This is a genomic window from Allobosea sp. BE125 (assembly GCF_031456075.1).
GTDB lineage: Bacteria > Pseudomonadota > Alphaproteobacteria > Rhizobiales > Beijerinckiaceae > Allobosea.
Map to the genome: position 1 here is coordinate 21,328 of NZ_JAVDTY010000022.1, position 18,578 is coordinate 39,905.

Below are 18,578 nucleotides of genomic sequence, written 5' to 3' on the forward strand. Positions count from 1 at the left end.
AACGTTATGCGCGCCATCGGCTTTCGTGAACCGCAGCCCATCGACTCGGAAACCAGCCTGATCGATCTCGACCTGCCCGTGCCCGTCGCGGCCGGGCGCGACCTGCTGGTCGAGGTGAAGGCCGTGTCGGTCAACCCGGTCGACACCAAGGTCCGCAGGAATGCGCGCCCGGCCGAGGGCGAGGTGCGCGTGCTGGGCTGGGACGCTGCCGGTATCGTCAAGGCGGTCGGCCCCGATGTGAAGGCTTTCAAACCGGGCGACGCCGTGTTCTATGCCGGCGCGATCGACCGTCCGGGCTCCAATGCCGAGTTCCAGCTGGTCGACGAGCGCATCGTCGGCATCAAGCCCGCCAGCTTGAGCTTCGCGGAAGCCGCCGCCCTGCCGCTGACCGCGATCACGGCCTGGGAAGCCCTGTTCGACCGGATCAAGATCGCGGATGCGGTTCCAGGCGCGGCGAAGGCCCTGCTGATCGTCGGTGGAGCCGGTGGCGTCGGCTCGATTGCGATCCAGCTGGCGCGCCAACTGACGGAGCTGACCGTGATCGCCACCGCCTCGCGGCCGGAGACGCAGGCCTGGGCTCGCGAGCTCGGCGCCCAGCACGTCATTGACCACGCCAAGCCGCTTGCGGCCGAAGTCGAGGCGCTGCGGATCGGCGCGCCCGGCCTCGTCTTCGTCACCACCCATACGCTCGACCATCTGCCGGAGATCATCAAGCTGATCGCCCCGCAGGGCCGGATCGCAGTGATCGACGATGCTCCGGCGCTGGATGTCATGCCGCTGAAGGGCAAGAGCCTGTCGCTGCATTGGGAGATGATGTTCGCCCGCTCGCTGCACCAGACCGCCGACATGCAGGCGCAGGGCGATCTGCTCAACGACGTCTCCCGGCTCGTCGATGCCGGCAAGATCCGCACCACGCTGACCGAGACCTTCGGGACGATCAATGCGAGCAATCTCAAGCGGGCTCATGCGCTGATCGAGACCAACCGCGCCAAAGGCAAGATCGTGCTGGAGGGGTTCTGACGCCTAAAAGCTGGAGCATTGCTCCAGCGCTGCTCAGATGCCGGTCAGATCGCGGCTCTGCCGGTCGAGCTCGGCGTTGTAGCGGCGCAGGGCGAATTGTTCGGTGAGCAGGCCGAGGACCCGCAAGGTTTCGCGGCCGTCGACGACGACGAGCTCTTCCGTCTGCGAGGTCGCGAACAGGCTGGCGGCCTCGCGGATGTTCATATGGGGCAGCAGCACGTCCTTGCGATTGCGGGCGAGCTCCGCAATCGTCGCGACCGCGACGTCGGCGTCAAAGGCTTGGGCGCCAAAAGCTTGGACGCCATGAGCGTCGGCGACGAGGACGATGCCGGCATAGCGACCGAGTTCATCGACGAGCACGGCGCGCTGATTGGCGCCGAGCGGAAAATCACGCCGGAACTGCTCCAGGGTCAGGGTCGCAGGCACGGTGCGCACATCCCGGCGCATCATCCGGCCGACGCTCAGCTCCCGCATCCAGCCGATATCGGCGGCGCTGCGGATGGTCTCGCCGCGCAGATGGAAGCGCCAGGTGGCGAAGGAGTAGCCGAAGGTCCGGCGCACCGTCATCGAGGACAGGACGGACGCCGCCAGCACCGCGACCGTGAGCGGCAGGCTGCCCGTCGTCTCCAACGCCAGGAACGACATCGTTAGGGGACCGCCGACGACCGCGGTGGCCATCGCGCTCATGCCGATGACGGCGATGACCACGGAGGGCGTCTGCAGGCCGAAGCCGGTGATCCAGATCACCGCGACGAGCTTGCCGAACATCGCGCCGATGAACAGCGAGGCGAAGAAGAGACCGCCGCGAAAGCCCGAGCCGATCGAGATCGCCGATGCCAGCGACTTCAGCACGATCAGCAGGACGAGAAAGCCCGCCGGATAATAGGCATCGAAGCCGACATGCAGCGCCGAATGGCCCGACGAGAGGACGGCCGGCGTCACCAGCGCCATCAGGCCGACGAGCAGGCCGCCGACCGCAGGCCGCAGCGCCAGCGGAATCCGGCTGCGGCGGAACAGGCTCTCGGCGAGCGCGACGCCGCGCATCAGCACGATGCCGAGGCCGGCGCAGAGGATGCCCATGATCATCACCAGCACGTAGTCGGAGCCCGAGAGCGGGCCGGAAAAGCCGAACTGCAGCGTCACAGGGGTGAGAAACAGCCGCGTGACGCCGACCGCACAGATCGAGGCGACGACGACAGGCGCCAATGAACCGACCGTATAGGTCACGATGATCAGCTCGAAAGCATAGAAGGCTCCGGTCAAGGGCGCGTCGAAGGCGGCTGCGATCGCGCCCGCCGTTCCGCAGCCGACCAGCATGCGCAGATCAGCCCGCCTGACACGCAGAAGCCGCCCGAGCCCGGACGCGAAAGCCGCCCCGCCCTGGGTGTAGCCCGCCTCCATGCCGACGGAGGCGCCAAAGCCGTTCGAGACCATGGTCTGGACCACCAGGATCAAGCTGTCCTTCAGCGACAGGCGCCCGCCATGGAGAGCATTCGCCTCGACCGGGTCGACCACCGTGCCGCGGCCGCGACGAGCCAGGAGGATGCCGATCGCCCCCATCACCAGACCACCCAGGACCGGCATGCCGACGGCCCGCAGCGGATCGACGAAGACCGCCCCGCTGACCTCGCCATGACGTGTCGCGAAGAAGGCGGCATGCAGCGCCTTGGAGACGCCGACCATCGCCGTGACGAGCACCCCTGCCCCGACCCCGATCAGCGCAGCCAGGAGCACGAGCGAGATGTCGTCGCTGCGCAGCAGGCGCGGCAGATTGCGTCGGAAGCGAAGATAGGCGGCGCGGCCATTGCGGCGGAGGCGCTGCGACCGGGTCCGGCTGGCGGTCCTGGCGCTTAGGGTGTCAGCAACGCTCGTCATCAAAGCACGGCCCAGGGTCGAAGGGCGAGACTTCACGGACGAACAGACCGGCGATCCTCAGCCTCGCCGCGCTGTAGGTTTGGCGTCGGGCCAAGTCAACCCAGCCAACACGGTCAAGCCGACAGCAAAAAGGCCGCGCCCGGAGGCGCGGCCCTTCAAAACGATGCGGGGTACGAGGGTTCAGGCCAGCGTGTAGGCGGTCTTGACCGTGGTATACATTTCCTTGGCGTAGGCGCCCTGCTCGCGCGGGCCGTAGCTTGAGCCCTTCCGGCCGCCGAAGGGCACGTGGTAGTCGACGCCGGCCGTGGCGAGGTTGACCATCACCATGCCGGCCTCGCTGTTGCGCTTGAAATGCGTCGCAGCTTTAAGCGAGGTGGTGCAGATACCGGCCGAAAGGCCGAACTCGGTATCGTTGGCAAGATGAAGCGCCTCCTCGTAATCCTTGACGCGGATGACGTTGGCGACGGGGCCGAAGACCTCCTCGCGCGAGATGCGCATGGCATTGGTCGTCTCGGTGAAGAGGGCCGGCTGGAGATAGAAGCCGGGCGTCTCGCGCTTGAGCACTTCGCCGCCCCAGGCGAGCTTGCCGCCCTCATCCTTGGCGATCTGGATGTATTTCAGGTCCTGGTCGAGCTGGCTCTGGTCGACGACCGGGCCGATATGGGTGCCGGCCTTGAGTGCATCATCGACCACGACGCCCTTCAGCCGCTCGATGCAGGCTTCGACGAAGCGGTCATGGATGCCGGCCTGGACGATCAGGCGCGAGGAGGCGGTGCAGCGCTGGCCGGTGGAGAAATAGGCGCCGGTGACGGCGGCCTCGACCGCGATCTTGAGGTCGGCATCGTCCAGCACCACGAGCGGGTTCTTGCCGCCCATTTCGAGCTGGATCTTCTTCATCGGCGAGGAGGCGATACAGGCCTCGGCGACCTTGCGGCCGGTCGAAACCGAGCCGGTGAAGGAGATCGCATGCACGTCCTTGTGCTGCAGCAGCGCCTGGCCGACGACCGAACCGCGCCCCATGACGAGGTTGAGCACGCCCTTGGGCAGGCCGGCACGCTGGATGATGTCGACCAGGGCCCAGGCCGAGCCCGGCACGAGATCGGCCGGCTTGATGACGACGCAATTGCCATAGGCCAACGCCGGCGCGATCTTCCAGGCCGGGATCGCGATCGGGAAATTCCAGGGCGTGATCATGCCGATGACGCCGACCGGCTCGCGGGTGATCTCGACGCCGACGCCAGGGCGCACGGAGGGGATCGCCTCGCCCGACAAGCGCAGGCACTCGCCGGCGAAGAAGGCGAAGATCTGGCCGGCGCGGCCGGCCTCGCCGATGCCCTCGGCGAGCGTCTTGCCCTCTTCGCGCGAGAGCAGGCGGCCGAGCTCTTCCTTGCGGGCGAGGATCTCGTCGGAGGCCTTCTTCAGGATCTCGTAGCGTTCCTGCGGACCCGAGCGGCTCCAGGCCGGGAAAGCGGCCTTGGCGGCAGCGACCGCGTCATTCATCTGCTCGACGGAGCCCTGCGCATACTCGCCGACGACATCATTGGTGTCGGACGGATTGATGTTGCGCGAGGCGTTGCCGGCGCCGGCCCATTCGCCGGCGATCAGGTTCTTGAACATCTCGGTCATCTCAGGACTCCCACGGCGATTATGGATTTCGTGGGTGGTGGTAACGCCTTTGAGCCGCGAAGGCCAATGCAGCAGTCGCTATCGCTTCAGTCCTTTTGCGCATCATGGGCGAGCCGGATCAGAATTCGGCGTCGAGTTCCTCCAGTTCCTCCGGCTCGGATTTCGCCGCCTCGATCCAGCTTTTCAGCGCCGGCCATTGCGCGATCGTCTGGCAATAGGCCTGGCTGACGGAATCGAGCGGCACGTCATAGGTCAGGAAGCGCAGGCAGACGGGGGCGTACATCGCATCCGCCATGGTCAGTCTGTCCCCGAAGAGATAGGGGCCGCCATAGGTCTCCAGGCAATCGCGCCAGATCTCGGTGACGCGGTCGATATCGGCCTGCGCCCCGGCCCAGATCTTGAAGCCGGGGTAATGCGCCTTCAGGTTCATCGGCAGGGCCGAGCGCAGATTGGCGAAGCCCGAATGCATCTCGCCGCAGATGGCGCGGCAATGGGCGCGCGCCTTGGCATCCCCGGGCAGCAGGCCGGCCTGCGGGCTGATCTCGTCGAGATAGGCGGCGATGGCGAGCGTGTCCCAGACCTTGATCTCGTCATGCGTCAGGCACGGCACCAGAAAGGATGGCGACAGCAGCAGGAGTTCAGCGCGGGCGGAGGGATCATCGACCGAGAGCATGCGCTCCTCGACCGCGAGCCCGGCCATCTGGCAGAGCAGCCAGCCGCGCAGCGACCATGACGAGTAGTTCTTGCTGCTGATGGTCAGGGTCGCGGCGGTCATGGCAGGCATCCTCTCCGGAAGAGGTGATGATCGTAGCAAGAGATGTTCCAAAGTGTGATGGCTTTAGAACAATCTTGCGAAAGATCGCTTTTGCAGTGCAACATAGGGGCGTGGGGACAGGCTGCGGACGGCATCTCCGCCAGCCGTAGCCCGGGTTCCGCTCGTTTCGAGGTCGCACGCTGATGCTCTATGCTGCCTACCAGGCCCAGTCCGACCTCATCAATCCCGCCCGCATGATGGCCCAGGCCGCCCTGACCGCGCTCGGCGCCAGGGCGATGACGGGCCAGCCGGTCGACATCCGCGCCGCGGCCGCCGCCTATGAGATGATCGCGCGGGCCGGGCTGACGCATGAGCGGCCGCCCTATGAGATCGACAGCGTGCGCACCGGCAATCACGATGCGGCCGTGACCGAGGAGATTGCGCTGTCGCTCCCCTTCGGCAGCCTGCTGCGCTTCCGCAAGGACACCAACGCCGTCCAGGCCAAGGTCCTGGTCGTCGCGCCGATGTCGGGCCATTTCGCCACCTTGCTGCGCAACACGGTGGCGACGCTGCTGCGCGACCACGACGTCTACATCACCGACTGGCACAATGCCCGCGACGTCAGTCTCGAGGCCGGCGCCTTCGGCTATGACGACTATGTCGACACGCTGATCAGCTTCATCGAAAAGCTGGGACCCGACACCCATGTCGTCGCGGTTTGCCAACCTTGCGTGCAGGTGCTCACCGCAGCTGCCGTGATGGCGCAGGCGGGCAGCCCCGTGCAGCCGCGCAGCATGACGCTGATGGCCGGGCCGGTCGACACCCGCATCAACCCGACCGCGGTCAACAAGCTCGCGAACGACAAGCCGATCGAGTGGTTCCGCAAGAACCTGATCGCGACCGTTCCGTCACGCTATCCCGGCGCGGGACGGAAGGTCTATCCGGGCTTCATCCAGCTCGGCGCATTCCTGGCGATGAACATGCAGCGCCACGTCAACGCCCATATCGACCTCTTCACCCATCTCGCCACCGGCGAGACCGAAAGCGCTGCGACGATCAAGAAATTCTACGACGAGTATTTCGCCGTGCTCGACCTGCCGGCCGAGTTCTATCTGGAGACCGTGCAATGGATCTTCCAGGAGGCGCGGCTGGCGGCGCGAACGCTGACCTATCGCGGCGAAAAGGTCGATTGCAGCGCCATCCGCAAGACCGCGCTCCTGACCGTCGAGGGCGAGCGCGACGACATCTGCGCGCTCGGCCAGACCTCGGCAGCCCATGATCTCTGCAGCGGCCTGAAGCCCTTCCGCAAGCGCCATCACATGCAGGCCGGCGTCGGCCATTACGGGGTTTTCTCGGGCCGGAAATGGGACGGGCAGATCTACCCGATCGTCCGCAACATGATCCTCGCCAATAGCTGAGCGAGCCGACCGCATGCGACGGCCTTCGCTACCAGTCGGGCCCTGACTGCGGCTGCGCGACCAAGGCGCCATGTGCGGCGTGGAAGCCCAGGGCGCGGTAGCACTCGAATTGTTCCTCGGAGAACATCTGGTCGCCGGTGGTTTCGTGCGGAAAATCGGGATAGCGCGACTTGTAGTCGAGGATGTAGTCGTTCTCGTCGCCCGTGAGCGATGATTTGATGTAGATGATCTCGCCATGGTCGTCCGGCCCGTATTCGATCGTGCCCCTCGCCACATGGGTGCGCTGCCCGATCTTTGCCGGATCGGGCCCTTGGCCCTTTGCGTATTCCGCGTTGACCGCGAGCGAACTGGCCTGAATGTCGCGCCAGGGCAAGGTGATGCGGATACCGAGATCGATCCGGGCGTAGCGCTCCGCCTCGACGAGCGAGCGGAACGAGAATTGCGGATCGGCCTCGGCATCGAGGACGATGATCCGCGCGCAGCGCCGGCGCAGCAATTCGTAGAGGCCGAGATTTTCGATGTGGCCACCATCGGTTAAATAGACTTGAGAGCTCTTCTCGGAGAGCAGGCTCAGCATCTCCTGGAGGAGGTAGGGTTTGAACCAGTCGTTCGCATCGCTGCCGGCGCCGGCCTGCAGCACGAAAGCCGGGTTTGTCATCCAGTAGCCCAAGCGGATGTTGAGCAAGGCGAGCGTCGGGGAGAAGCCGCGCATCGTGTTTGCCCCCATATTGGAGGATGCCGCCGCGCCCGAAATCGCCATCGCGGTCGCGAGGTCGATCCCGGCGCAATGGTCGACGAGCTTGTCGGTGCGGATGTAGCCGGTGCTGGCGCTGCCGCAATACACCGGCGAGAACTGAAAGAAATCGGCGTTGCGGCCGCGCTGATTGACGTATTTCGAGCTTTGAATGTTCAAGGCCGCATTGACCAGATGCAATGGCCCATAGGCCGGATGCAGCCCGGTGAAACCGGCATTGTCGAGCCAGGGCGGATCGGTCGAAACGCTCCGGCCGGACTTCAGCTTGCGTATCTTGCGAGGGTCGAACAGGAATGCCTTGCTCAGGCGGTCGCGGTAGAGCCGATGCAGCGAGTTTCCGTTGGGCGTCAGGAACAGCCAGGTGCCGGCGGTCAGGATGAGGCCGGTCGCCGTGTAGAACCAGGGGAAGAAATAGGTTGCGGCGCAGGCATCCCTGGTATCCCCGCCCGACAAGCTACCGACATCCGGCTTGCCGCAGAGCTCGCCGACGAGCCATTGCATCCAGGCCGGGCGGTACGAGAAGCCTATGTCCCCGGCGATGGTGGTGTAGAGATAGGCCACCCATAAGGTCATCGGCAGCGCCAGCGCGATCAGGAACAGGATGATCTTCGACATCAGTCGGCTGAGCAGCGGCCTAAGGCCGCCCTCTCCCTCCTTCGTCTTCAGGATGCTCCCGAAGACATTGCTCGCGAAGGCCGAGACGGCAGCGACAGGCGCAAGATAAGGCGTGACGATCGCCACGATCTGCGAAATCCGGCCGAGCCAACTGTCGGGCCCCTCCTGAACGTAGAGCAGGAACAGGCCGCGCAGGGCGAAGGGTTGCAGCTCGAACAGCGCCGCCAGCGCCGTCAACGCCATCAGCGCCTGCGAGATGCGCGCCGCCGCGCCGACGAATTCGGGCGCCGAATCGCCATGTCCGCTCCGTAGCAGCGCCCAGCCGACATGGAAGCAGACAGCCAACAGCAGAAACCATTTGGTGAAGAAGAAATCGGCCGGTTCGGCTTTCTTGCGAAGATTGGCGAAGTCCTTCGTTTTCGACTGCAGCTGCGTCTGGAGCTCGGCTTTCCGCTCCAACTCCGTCAGCGTCGCATTCTTCGGGTCGAGCTCCTCGAACGGCGCGAGCTGGGATTTCAGGGCTGCGATCTCCTGCCCATTCCTCGCCAGGCTCGCCTTTTCGGGCTCCGTCAGCGCAACAGGATGGCCGGGAAATCGCTCCCAGCCGAGGAAATCCGGACGGGTCAGCGCGTCCTGGTTGGGATTGAGCGCCAGCGTGAAGCCGGCGCAGACCAACAGGACACCGGCAACGATGGCAAGGTTGGCGCCCAGCCCCCGCAAGATCACGGAGCAGGACGCCAGGATATCGCGCCAGCCGCCGGGAATGAGGTAGTTGGAATAATTGCGCAGATGCGCGACGGCGAGATTGTCGCTTTTATCCCCGTCATCGGTCGTGAATGGGAATTCGCCCGCGCCGGTATCCAGACCCAATGTCAGGGATGTCCCGATATAGCCGCCGCCGGAAACGGTCGAGAGATAGTCGATTTCGGCCAGAGCGCCATCCTGGTGCAGAGCCTGCAGGGCACCCAGACTGAACGCGGCACTTCTGATGCCGCCGCCAGAGATTGCCAGGCCGCTGCAATCCCGGCTGATCCGCGTCCCGCCCGGCAATTTCAGTCTGGAGCGCTTCTGGTGCCCCCGCCTGATATTGATGCATCGCGTTTCGAGCGCGATGACATCGTCGATAGATGTCGCAAGCTCCTTGGCGTCGGGAGCGACGATGACGTCGCGATAGGTCTTTCTCTTCTGCGATGTCGTTGCGGACGCTGGCTTTGCCATCTCGCGTCGGTCCCGGAGCCGATGTTTCCAGTCGAATGCGGGATGACGTTACGACAGCTCAACGAAAGGCTGCAAGTCTGGAATGGCACCAGCGGGAGATGCAGCACCCGGCCGGCGCTGTCACTTCTCCTTGATGGAGAGACCGTCCTTGCCGATGGAGATCTGCACGCCGTCGGGCTGCTTCTTCTCCTGATAGAGCGCGTATCCCGTGACGGCGAGGCCCGCGAGGAGCAGCACGACGAGGGCGACCAGAAGATTGCGCGAAGCGGGCATGGTGGATCCTGAATGAGCGTCGCGAATAGCGGCGACGACCAGACAACCCTGTTTTCCTCGCAAAGTTCCGCTGCGCGGCGTTTGCCGACCTGCCTCAGCGCGCCAGTCGCGCCTCGCCGGCAACCGCACCCTCGACTGCCATGCCGCGCCCGAGCAGGGCGACGGCCACGCTCGACCAGGCGACGCCGAGGCACCAGCCGGCGAGGACGTCGGTCGGCCAATGCACGCCGAGATAGACCCGGCTGAAGCCGATCAGGATGATCATCGTCCAGGCGAGGCCGAGGCAGACCCGCGTGATGTCGTCGCGTCGGGCCGCCAGGCCGACGAAGCCCGCAATGCTGAGCAGCGTCACGGCCGAGAGGAAGGCGTGGCCGCTCGGAAAGCTCGCGGTGAAGGTCAGGGCCGTATGCGCGACGATATCGGGCCGCTCCCGCCCGATCAGGATCTTCAGGCCGGTGCTGACCAGCGTCGCCAGGACCACGCTGACGGCGAGCGCCACCGCCAGTCGGCGATAGCCGCACAGCCAGAGCGTCAGGCTCGCCGTGATCGTCATGAAGCCGAGGCCGACGAAGCTGCCGAGCCCGCTCAGGTCACGCATCGCCTCACCCAGCCATGCTGGCCCAAGCGGGGTTGCAGGGTCGCCGGGTACGCGCAGCAGCAGCACCAGGCGACTGTCGAAGGCGAAGCTGTGGCCGGAGACGATGAGCAGCGCCAGGCCGATGAAGGCGAAGCCTGCCGCAAGCGGAACCAGGAGGCGGGGATGAAGGAAAGACATCGGGCTCCGGCTGTTGACGGCGTGCCCTGATGTAGGGTCGCCCCCGCCATTCAGACAAGGGCGCGCGCACCGATGAGCCGGATCGCCCTGGGGAGCAGCCGATAGGCCAGGGCACCCGCCTTGCGCTCGACCTCGCCGTCGAAGGTGATATGCCCGCGCTTCTTGTCGCGCCGCGTCAGCGTGACCTCGTCGGCGGTGAAGGAGGTCAGGTTGTGCGAGCGGCGCCAGCCGCCGGTCACGACCGACAGCGCGGCCTTGCTACGCGAAAAGAGCCCGCCGGCGTTGAGGATATGGACCTCGAAGACGCCGCCATCGAGCCTGGCGCGCCGCCATTCGGCCCCGTCGAAGCGGTTGATGGTCACCAGCACCGCGTCGGCCTCGACATGGCGGAGGCCTTCGGCGGTTCGGATCTCGACCGAGATCGAGCGCGTGAACAGAATCGAGCGCGTCGCCGCGACCGCAAAGGCGATATGGCGGCTGAAGGGAAAGCGCCTTCGCGCATATTCGCGCTCGCGCGCCATCAGGCTGAAGAAGCCCATGCCGGAAATGGAATGGAACAGCCTGTCGTTGACCTGGCCGATGTCGAGGGTGACCGGTTCGCCCTTGCAGAGCGCCTCGATCTGATGCTCGAGCGTACCGTAAAGGCCGAGATCGCGGCCGAGCACGTTGACGGTGCCCAGCGGCAGCACGCCGACCGGCCGGCCGGCCTCGAGCAGGACCGGCAGCACGCCGTTGATCGTGCCGTCGCCGCCGGCGACGACGGGTATGCAGCTCTCGTCCCTGATCGCCAGGGCAAGCGCATCGCCCAGATCGCGCGGATGCACGAGCTTGACCGCGACCGAACAGTCATGGGCGGCGAAGGCCGAGCGGAGGCGCTGTGCGAAGGCGTCCGGACCTGCAGCCAGGACCGTGCCCGCCTTGGCGTTGACCACGACGGTATGGTGCATCGACGGTTCCCCCGGGAGCCGTTTCGGTTCGGTCGGGGATGGCGGATCCGCCAGGCTCATGACAAGGCGGGCTGTTGCCAATGATGCTGGCCGGCCCCTGGCAGCGTGTGAACCGGCTGGGCCTCCTCGACCTCTTCGGTCACCACCTCGAAGCGCTGCAGGATATGCGGGCCGAAGGAATTCACCATCGCGACGTCGGTCGCGTCCCGGCCGCGCGCGATCACGATGCGCCCGATCCGGGGCATGTTGTGACGGGCATCGAACGTGTACCAGCGGCCACTGAGGAAGACCTCGAACCAGGCGTTGAAATCCATCGGAGCCGGGTCCTTCGGCACGCCGATATCGCCGAGATAGCCATTGCAGTAGCGCGCCGGGATGTTGAGGCAACGGCACAGGGCGATCGCCAGATGCGCGAAATCCCGGCAGACGCCGATGCGCTCCTCGAACGCCTCGGAGGCGGTGCGGGTGTTGCGGGCGAAATGGTAGCCGAAGGTGAGATGGTTGTGGACGAAATCGACCACCGCCTGAACGCGCGGCCAGCCGGGTTCGACCTGGCCGAACAGGCTCCAGGCCTGGGCCGCGAGCTTGTCGGTCTCGCAATAGCGGCTGCCCATCAGATAGACGAGCGCCTCGTCGGGAAGCCTGGAAGGCGCAACTTCGCGAGCCGCGAGGTTGACCGGATCAGGCTCGCCGGAATCATGCGCGACGCCTTCGGAGCGAAGCGCGACGCCGCCAGCCGGGGCGACGATGCGGCGGCAGATATTGCCGAACTGATCGAGATATTGCGAAACCGGCACCGGCCGGTGCGGATCGCTGAGCGCGGTCACCATCATCTCGTCGGGCCGCATCAGGTCATGGCGCCGCGAGGGATGGATATCGAGCAGGGTGACCAGCGGCAAGTCCTGCTGGCAGACGAGTTCGATACGATAGCCGTAGCGAATCTGCATGGCGCTCTCCTGGGTTTACCGTGAGGGCAATCGTCGCTCGATCCAATCGTAGCTGGATCATGGAGCGTTCGCGTGTCTCGAATTCAGGACGCGCCACGCCCTGATCGCGCTCCCCCAGAAATGGGCGGGATGCGGACCATAAAGGCCCACATCCCGCCGCCACGGCGATTCGGCTGGGGGGATAGCAACCGCCGCGACCTGCTTAAGGCAGGCCCTACATCATCCAGTAGGGCATCGTGCCGTAATAATCGTGGACGCGCTTGCCATAGGCTTTGTCGTCCCAGTCGGGCTCGCCCTCGCTGTCATACATGGGCGCCGCCTGGAGCTTGTCCTTGGTCAGCGGGACGACGTACCCACCGCGATTGGTGTCGTAGTCGAGCACGCTCCAGGGTATCGGGTGATATTTCTCGCCGAGTCCGAGGAAACCGCCGAAGGACATGATGGCGTAAGCGACCTTGCCGGTGTGCTTGTCCAGCATGACGTCGTAAATCTCGCCGAGATGGTCCCCGGTCGCATTGTAGACGTCAGTACCGGCGACGCGTGCTCCCGCGATCAGCGGATTCTTCGATGAGACGGCCATGGTTTGAGCTGTCATCAGCTGCTCCTCCGGTTCGAGCGGCTTGTCTCGCCGCAGGCTGACTGGAGAACGTCGCTTCCCGAGAAAAGGTTCCGGCCAAAATTCATCTGCCGTTCAAATCGGGGAAGCCAATGATGCCGCCTGCGCACCGCGTGGGCACTCATGTGGGGGAACTTTCCCCGCCACCCCTCGTTATGGGCGCAAGGCATCGGCCGATGCCCGGACGCCAAGGAGAAATCTGATGAAGAAGCTCGTAATCCTCGCCGCATTGGCCGCCTCCCTCGGGGCCTGCACGCAGCGCGAGCAGAATACGGGGGCTGGCGCCCTGATCGGCGCAGGTACAGGCGCTGTCATCGGCGGCCTCGCGACAGGACGCGCCGGCGGCGCGCTGGCGGGCGCTGCGATCGGCGGCGCGGGCGGCGCGATCATCGGCAACGCATCGACGCCTGACACCTGCTATGGCCGCGACGAATACGGTCGCCGCTACCGCTACGCCTGCTGATCGACCTCAGCTTTCAGCGACAGGGCCCGCCTTCCCAAGGGAAGGCGGGTTTTTTTGTTTCGCGTCGCCGACGGTCTGCTCAGACTTGCCCATAAGGCCCGAAGCGTCCGACGAAGCGGTGGCGCGTGCCGGGATAGAGCAATCGCACCGCCGTGACCGGGGCGCCCTGGTTCCAGGTCCGGCGCTCGACCAGCAGGCAGGCCGTGCCGGCCTCGATGGCGAGCAGGCGGGCCTCCTCCGCCTCGGCGGCGATGGCGCTGATCGCGTGCTCGGCCTGCGACCACAGACTGTGCTGCAAGAGCCAATCGCCCGGTGGCGTCTCCTTGAAATCCTCATCAATGGCGGCGGGCACCGTGGCGAGATGGATCACGCGCTCCTCCAGCACATGGGGCTGGCCGCTGCTGAAATGCAGCGTGACGAGATGCGCGACCCTTTCGCTGCGCTTCAGCCCGAAATGTGAGGCGAGCTCGACTGAGGGACGGCCATCACGCCGCGACAGGATCTCATAGGCATAAGCCTGGCCGAGCCCCCTGACCTCGTCGGGAATCGAGAGGATGTCGAGCATGGCGTGGCTTGCCGGCGGGCTCGCCACGATCGTTCCAGACCGCCGCCGCCGCGTGATCAGGCCCTCGCGCGCCAGCTGGACGAGGGCGCGGTGCACGGTCATGCGCGAGGCGCCGAGCTGCTCCATCAGCGCGTGCTCGGGCGGAACCGAGGTGCCCGGCGACCAGACGCCATTCAGAATCAAATCGCGGATCGCCCGCCTGATCTGGTCGTAGACCGGGCCGGCGCCATCGAGCTTCACCGCCTCCAGCCTGGTTTCCGCCATCGTCATGTCGTCACGCCGTTTTCAGCCAAGCCATTTGCAGCCGAGCAATTTTCCGCCAAGTCATCTTCAGCCAAGTAATTTTCGGATGGTCGCGGCAAAGCGCGCCTTGACCGGCTCGCGCCCGAGATGGCGCCCCTGCGCGACCACCCTGCGACCGCCGACGAAGACGTCACGCAAAGGCAGGGCGTTGGCGGCGAAGATCGCGCTGTCGAGCGCGATCTCTCCGGCCTTGCCGATCAGCGCCGGATGGTCCACGGCAAGCGTCACGAGATCGGCGCGGCAGCCCGGCGCGAGCCGCCCGATGGCGCGACCGCAAGCCTGTGCGCCGCCTGCGCAAGCCGCCTGCCAGAGCGCGACCCCGGTCGAGACGCCGGCATCGGCCATCAAGGCGCGGCCGCGGTCGCGCAGGCGCTGGGAGTATTCGAGCTGGCGCAGCTCCGCCCCGGCATCGATCTGGATATTGGAATCGCTGCCCACGCCGAAGGCTCCGCCGGCCGCGCGATAGCGCACGCCGTCGAAGATGCCGTCGCCCAGGCTGGATTCGGTGATGGGGCATAAGCCGGCGATCGCACCGCTGCGGGCGATGCCGTCGCGCTCCGCCTCGGTCAGATGCGTCGCGTGGACCAGGCACCAGCGCCGATCGAGCGTCGTATGCTCCATCAGCAATTCGACCGGACGGCGGCCGGTGATCCTGAGGCTGTCATCGACCTCGCGCATCTGCTCGGCGACATGGATATGCAGCGGGCCATCGGGCCGCAAACCCGCCAGCCAGTCGAGATCCTCGAGCGCGACCGCGCGCAGCGAATGCGGGGCGAGGCCGAGCCGCGCATCCGGCAGCGGGCGGATCGCCGCCGCGCTCGCCTCGATCAGGCGCAGATAGGCATCGCGCTCATTGACGAAGCGGCGCTGGCCATGGACGGAGGGTGCGCCGCCGAAATTGCCGAAACGGTAGAGCACCGGCAGCAAAGTCAGCCCGAGCCCCGTCTCATCCGCCGCCGCAGCGACCGCGCCCGCCATGGCGGCGATGTCGGCATAGGCGCGCCCGTCCTTGTCGTGATGCAGATAGTGGAACTCGGCGAGCGCCGTGAAGCCGCCCTCCAGCATTTCGACGAAGGCCTGGGCGGCAATGGCCTGGACGTCGTCGGGATCGAGCCTGTCGAGGAAGCGGTACATCACCTCGCGCCAGGTCCAGAAGGAATCATCGCTCGCGCCGCGGCGCTCCGACAGGCCGGCCATACCGCGCTGGAAGGCATGGCTGTGCAGGTTCGGCATGCCGGGCAAGGCAAGGCCGGGCAAACGCTCCCCATCCGCTGCGGGCGCAACGCCGGCTTCGACGCGTGTGATGACGCCATCCGCGATCGTCAGCGTCACGTCATCGGCAAATCCGTCCGGCAGGAGGGCCTGCGCGAGATGCAGGGTCTGGTTCACGCGATCGCTCCAGCAGTCATTTGCGGCCCGCTTGCCAATTGCATATGCAATTAGCTAGCATAGTCCTGGAACAGGGATTGTCGAGAGGAAACGCGGGTGGCGCAACGGCCGGATGAGTTCCTGATCTGCGACCGGGTGTGGACGAATGCCCGGCTCGCCACGCTGGCGGCAGGCTCCGACACGCCCTATGGCGCGATCGAAGATGGCGTCATCGCCGCACGCAACGGGCGCATCGTCTTCGTCGGGGCGAAAGGCGACGCGCCTGCCTTCGATGCGGTGGAGACGATCGATTGCCGCAGTCGCTGGATCACGCCCGGCCTGATCGATTGCCACACCCACCTCGTTTATGGCGGCGACCGCGCCCATGAATTCGAGCTGCGCCTGCAGGGCGCGAGCTATGAGGAGATCGCGCGCGCAGGCGGCGGCATCCTCTCCACCGTCAAGGCGACACGGGCCGCAGGCGAGGCCGAACTCTTCGCCAGCGCCGACAGGCGGCTCGCCGCATTGATCGCGGAGGGCGTCACCACCGTCGAGATCAAATCCGGCTATGGGCTGGAGACGGAAACCGAGCTGAAGCAGCTTTCAGTCGCACGCCGGCTCGGGCGCGAGCGGCCGGTCGGCGTCCGCACGACCTTCCTGGGCGCACATGCGGTGCCGCCGGAATATAAGGGCCGCGCCAGTGACTATGCCGATCTCGTCGCCGGGCCGATGCTCGACACTGTGGCCGCAGGGGGACTGGCGGATGCGGTCGATGTCTTCTGCGAGGGCATCGCCTTCTCGCCCGAGGAGACGGCGCGCGTCTTTACTGCGGCCAAGGCCAAGGGCCTCGCGATCAAGATCCATGCCGAGCAACTCTCCAATCTCGGCGGGGCCGCATTGGCGGCCGAACATGGCGCGCTCTCGGCCGACCATCTCGAATATCTCGACGAGGCTGGCGTCATCGCCATGGCTGGGGCCGGCACGGTCGCGGTGATCCTGCCCGGCGCCTTCTATTTCCTACGCGAGACGCAAAAGCCGCCGATCGCACTGCTGCGCCGGCATGGCGTGCCGATCGCGCTCGCGACCGACGCCAATCCCGGTTCTTCGCCGCTGACCTCGCCGCTCCTGGTGCTGAACATGGCCTGCACGCTGTTCCGGCTGACGCCGGAGGAGGCGCTAGCCGGCCTGACCCGCAACGCCGCTCAAGCGCTGGGCTTAGGCCGCGAGATCGGCACGCTGGAAGCCGGAAAGCGCTGCGACCTCGCGATCTGGGAGATCGAGCGCCCGGCCGAGCTTGCCTATCGCATCGGCTTCAACCCGCTTCACGCCCGCATCTGGAACGGACAATGACCTCGCCTCTCCTGCTCACGCCCGGCCACGCCCCCCTGACGCATTGGCGCGACGTGCTCGCCGGCGCCTCGCTCACGCTCGATGCGGCAAGCGCGGATGCCATCGCCGCGGCCCAGGCGATCGTCGACGACATCGTCGCCGCCGGCACCGTGACCTATGGCGTCAATACCGGCTTCGGCAAGCTCGCCAGCGTGCGCATCGCCGATGCGGACCTCGCGACGCTGCAGCGCAACCTCATCCTGTCGCATGCGGTCGGCACCGGCCCGGCCTTGCCCGACAGCGTGGTGCGCCTGATCCTCGCCATGAAGGCGGCGAGCCTGGCGCGCGGCGCCTCCGGCGTGCGCCCCGTCGTGGTCGAGGCGCTGCTCGGCGCGCTCGCGGCCGATGCCTTGCCGGTGGTTCCGGCGAAGGGCTCGGTCGGCGCGTCGGGCGATCTCGCCCCGCTGGCGCATCTGACGGCGGCGCTGATGGGGGTCGGCGAAATCAGGCTGAAGGGCATGGCGCTGCCGGCAGCGGAAGCCCTGTCGCGCATCGGCCAGGCCCCGCTCGCACTCGGCGCGAAGGAAGGGCTCGCGCTGATCAACGGCACGCAGGTCTCGACTGCGATCGCGATCACGGCGCTGTCCGAGATCGCGCGCGTCTTCGACGCCGCGCTCGTTGCCGGTGCGCTCTCGGTCGATGCGCTGAAGGGCTCGGACACGCCGTTCGATCCCCGCATCCAGGCGCTGCGCGGCCAGCCCGGCCAGATCAAGGTCGCCGCCACCCTGCTGACGCTGATCGCGGGCAGCGAAATCCGCGACAGCCACCGCTTCGGCGATACAAAGGTGCAGGACCCCTATTCGCTGCGCTGCCAGCCGCAGGTGATGGGCGCGGTGCGCGACCTCCTCGGCAACGCCGCCGCGACGCTCGGCATCGAGGCCAATGCCGTCACCGACAACCCGCTGGTGCTGGGGCCGGGCGAGATCGTCTCGGGCGGCAATTTCCACGCCGAGCCGGTCGCCTTCGCCGCCGACATCCTCGCCATGGGGCTGTGCGAGATCGGCAATCTCTCGGAGCGGCGCATGGCGCTGCTGGTCGACCCGGTGATGAGCGGCCTGCCACCCTTCCTGGCGCGTGACGCCGGGCTCAACTCCGGCTTCATGATCGCTCAGGTGACGGCCGCCGCCTTGGCGTCCGAGAACAAGCAGAAGGCCTATCCGGCCTCAGTCGACACCATCCCGACCTCCGCCAACCAGGAGGACCATGTCTCTATGGCGACGCATGGCGCCTATCGCCTGCTCGACATGGCCAGGAACGCCGCCAGCATCATCGGCATCGAGTTGATGGCGGCGGCGGAGGCGATCGAGCATCACCGACCGATGAAGACGAGCCCTCGGCTGGAGCCGGTTCTGGCTCTGCTGCGTGGTCGCATCGCGCCGCTCACAGTCGACCGCTATCTCGCCCCGGATCTCGCGGCGGCAACGGACCTCGTGCTGTCAGGCGCGGTCGGTCAGGCGGCAGGGTTGGACGCGTTTACGGAGTTCGGGGCGTGACATGTGGGAACCGCAACGCGCCCCCTCTCCCCTTGCGGGAGAGGGTTGGGGTGAGGGGTCGCGCGACCGTCGTCATTGGCTTGCTGCCGCCGTGCGCCAACGATTCTGACCTGAGCGCCCCCTCATCCGGCGCTGCGCGCCACCTTCTCCCACCCATCT

General features: G+C 66.4%; 16 protein-coding genes. 5 read left to right on the forward strand and 11 right to left on the reverse strand.

From position 1 onward, the window contains the following. Positions 1 to 6: 6 nt before the first annotated feature. Complete coding sequence (locus tag J2Y55_RS29760; protein ID WP_310160488.1) at positions 7 to 1,020, forward strand: zinc-binding alcohol dehydrogenase family protein; 1,014 nt, start codon at positions 7 to 9, stop codon at positions 1,018 to 1,020. Positions 1,021 to 1,053: 33 nt separating this feature from the next. Here J2Y55_RS29760 and J2Y55_RS29765 read toward each other — a convergent pair whose 3' ends face one another. From J2Y55_RS29765 to J2Y55_RS29775, 3 genes are all read right to left on the reverse strand, one after another. Next, positions 1,054 to 2,895, reverse strand: a complete 1,842-nt coding sequence (locus tag J2Y55_RS29765; protein WP_310160490.1) for a chloride channel protein — start codon at positions 2,893 to 2,895, stop codon at positions 1,054 to 1,056. Between the two features lie 180 nt (positions 2,896 to 3,075). Next, positions 3,076 to 4,521: an aldehyde dehydrogenase family protein gene (locus tag J2Y55_RS29770; RefSeq protein WP_310160491.1), complete on the reverse strand. Its 1,446-nt coding sequence runs from the start codon at positions 4,519 to 4,521 to the stop codon at positions 3,076 to 3,078. A gap of 118 nt (positions 4,522 to 4,639) precedes the next feature. Next, complete coding sequence (locus J2Y55_RS29775) at positions 4,640 to 5,296, reverse strand: glutathione S-transferase family protein (RefSeq protein ID WP_310160492.1); 657 nt, start codon at positions 5,294 to 5,296, stop codon at positions 4,640 to 4,642. A 182-nt stretch (positions 5,297 to 5,478) separates the two neighbouring features. Here J2Y55_RS29775 and J2Y55_RS29780 point away from each other — a divergent pair, with 182 nt between their 5' ends. After that, complete coding sequence (locus J2Y55_RS29780) at positions 5,479 to 6,693, forward strand: polyhydroxyalkanoate depolymerase (RefSeq protein ID WP_310160494.1); 1,215 nt, start codon at positions 5,479 to 5,481, stop codon at positions 6,691 to 6,693. A gap of 28 nt (positions 6,694 to 6,721) precedes the next feature. Here the strand turns inward: J2Y55_RS29780 and J2Y55_RS29785 are convergent, their stop codons facing one another. The 6 genes from J2Y55_RS29785 to J2Y55_RS29810 all read right to left on the reverse strand — a co-directional run bounded on the left by J2Y55_RS29785 (position 6,722) and on the right by J2Y55_RS29810 (position 12,817). Next, on the reverse strand, positions 6,722 to 9,280 hold the full coding sequence (locus tag J2Y55_RS29785; RefSeq protein ID WP_310160496.1) for a patatin-like phospholipase family protein: 2,559 nt from the start codon (positions 9,278 to 9,280) through the stop codon (positions 6,722 to 6,724). A 120-nt stretch (positions 9,281 to 9,400) separates the two neighbouring features. Further along, positions 9,401 to 9,553 (reverse strand): hypothetical protein, encoded by a 153-nt coding sequence (locus J2Y55_RS29790; protein WP_310160498.1) that lies wholly within the window; start codon positions 9,551 to 9,553, stop codon positions 9,401 to 9,403. Between the two features lie 94 nt (positions 9,554 to 9,647). Continuing rightward, complete coding sequence (locus J2Y55_RS29795; RefSeq protein ID WP_310160500.1) at positions 9,648 to 10,328, reverse strand: phosphatase PAP2 family protein; 681 nt, start codon at positions 10,326 to 10,328, stop codon at positions 9,648 to 9,650. Positions 10,329 to 10,378: 50 nt separating this feature from the next. Next, positions 10,379 to 11,275, reverse strand: a complete 897-nt coding sequence (locus J2Y55_RS29800) for a diacylglycerol/lipid kinase family protein (RefSeq protein WP_310160502.1) — start codon at positions 11,273 to 11,275, stop codon at positions 10,379 to 10,381. 56 nt (positions 11,276 to 11,331) lie between these two features. Next, positions 11,332 to 12,222: a transglutaminase-like domain-containing protein gene (locus J2Y55_RS29805; RefSeq protein WP_310160504.1), complete on the reverse strand. Its 891-nt coding sequence runs from the start codon at positions 12,220 to 12,222 to the stop codon at positions 11,332 to 11,334. A gap of 214 nt (positions 12,223 to 12,436) precedes the next feature. After that, complete coding sequence (locus J2Y55_RS29810) at positions 12,437 to 12,817, reverse strand: PRC-barrel domain-containing protein (protein WP_310160506.1); 381 nt, start codon at positions 12,815 to 12,817, stop codon at positions 12,437 to 12,439. Positions 12,818 to 13,040: 223 nt separating this feature from the next. Between J2Y55_RS29810 and J2Y55_RS29815 the strand changes: the two genes are divergently transcribed. Further along, positions 13,041 to 13,301 carry a glycine zipper domain-containing protein gene (locus J2Y55_RS29815; protein WP_069690024.1) on the forward strand — a complete coding sequence of 87 codons (261 nt, stop codon included), beginning with the start codon at positions 13,041 to 13,043 and terminating at the stop codon, positions 13,299 to 13,301. 79 nt (positions 13,302 to 13,380) lie between these two features. Here the strand turns inward: J2Y55_RS29815 and hutC are convergent, their stop codons facing one another. Both hutC and J2Y55_RS29825 read right to left on the reverse strand, forming a co-directional pair. Further along, the gene (hutC, locus tag J2Y55_RS29820) at positions 13,381 to 14,136 is read right to left on the reverse strand and encodes a histidine utilization repressor (RefSeq protein ID WP_310160507.1); all 756 of its coding nucleotides are present in this window, start codon (positions 14,134 to 14,136) and stop codon (positions 13,381 to 13,383) included. A 60-nt stretch (positions 14,137 to 14,196) separates the two neighbouring features. Then, positions 14,197 to 15,558 (reverse strand): formimidoylglutamate deiminase, encoded by a 1,362-nt coding sequence (locus J2Y55_RS29825; RefSeq protein WP_310160508.1) that lies wholly within the window; start codon positions 15,556 to 15,558, stop codon positions 14,197 to 14,199. 120 nt (positions 15,559 to 15,678) lie between these two features. Here J2Y55_RS29825 and hutI point away from each other — a divergent pair, with 120 nt between their 5' ends. Both hutI and hutH read left to right on the forward strand, forming a co-directional pair. After that, positions 15,679 to 16,887, forward strand: a complete 1,209-nt coding sequence (hutI, locus tag J2Y55_RS29830) for an imidazolonepropionase (protein WP_310160521.1) — start codon at positions 15,679 to 15,681, stop codon at positions 16,885 to 16,887. Continuing rightward, complete coding sequence (hutH, locus tag J2Y55_RS29835) at positions 16,884 to 18,419, forward strand: histidine ammonia-lyase (protein ID WP_310160510.1); 1,536 nt, start codon at positions 16,884 to 16,886, stop codon at positions 18,417 to 18,419. Before hutI ends, hutH begins: the two co-directional genes overlap by 4 nt. The last annotated feature ends 159 nt before the right edge of the window (positions 18,420 to 18,578 follow it).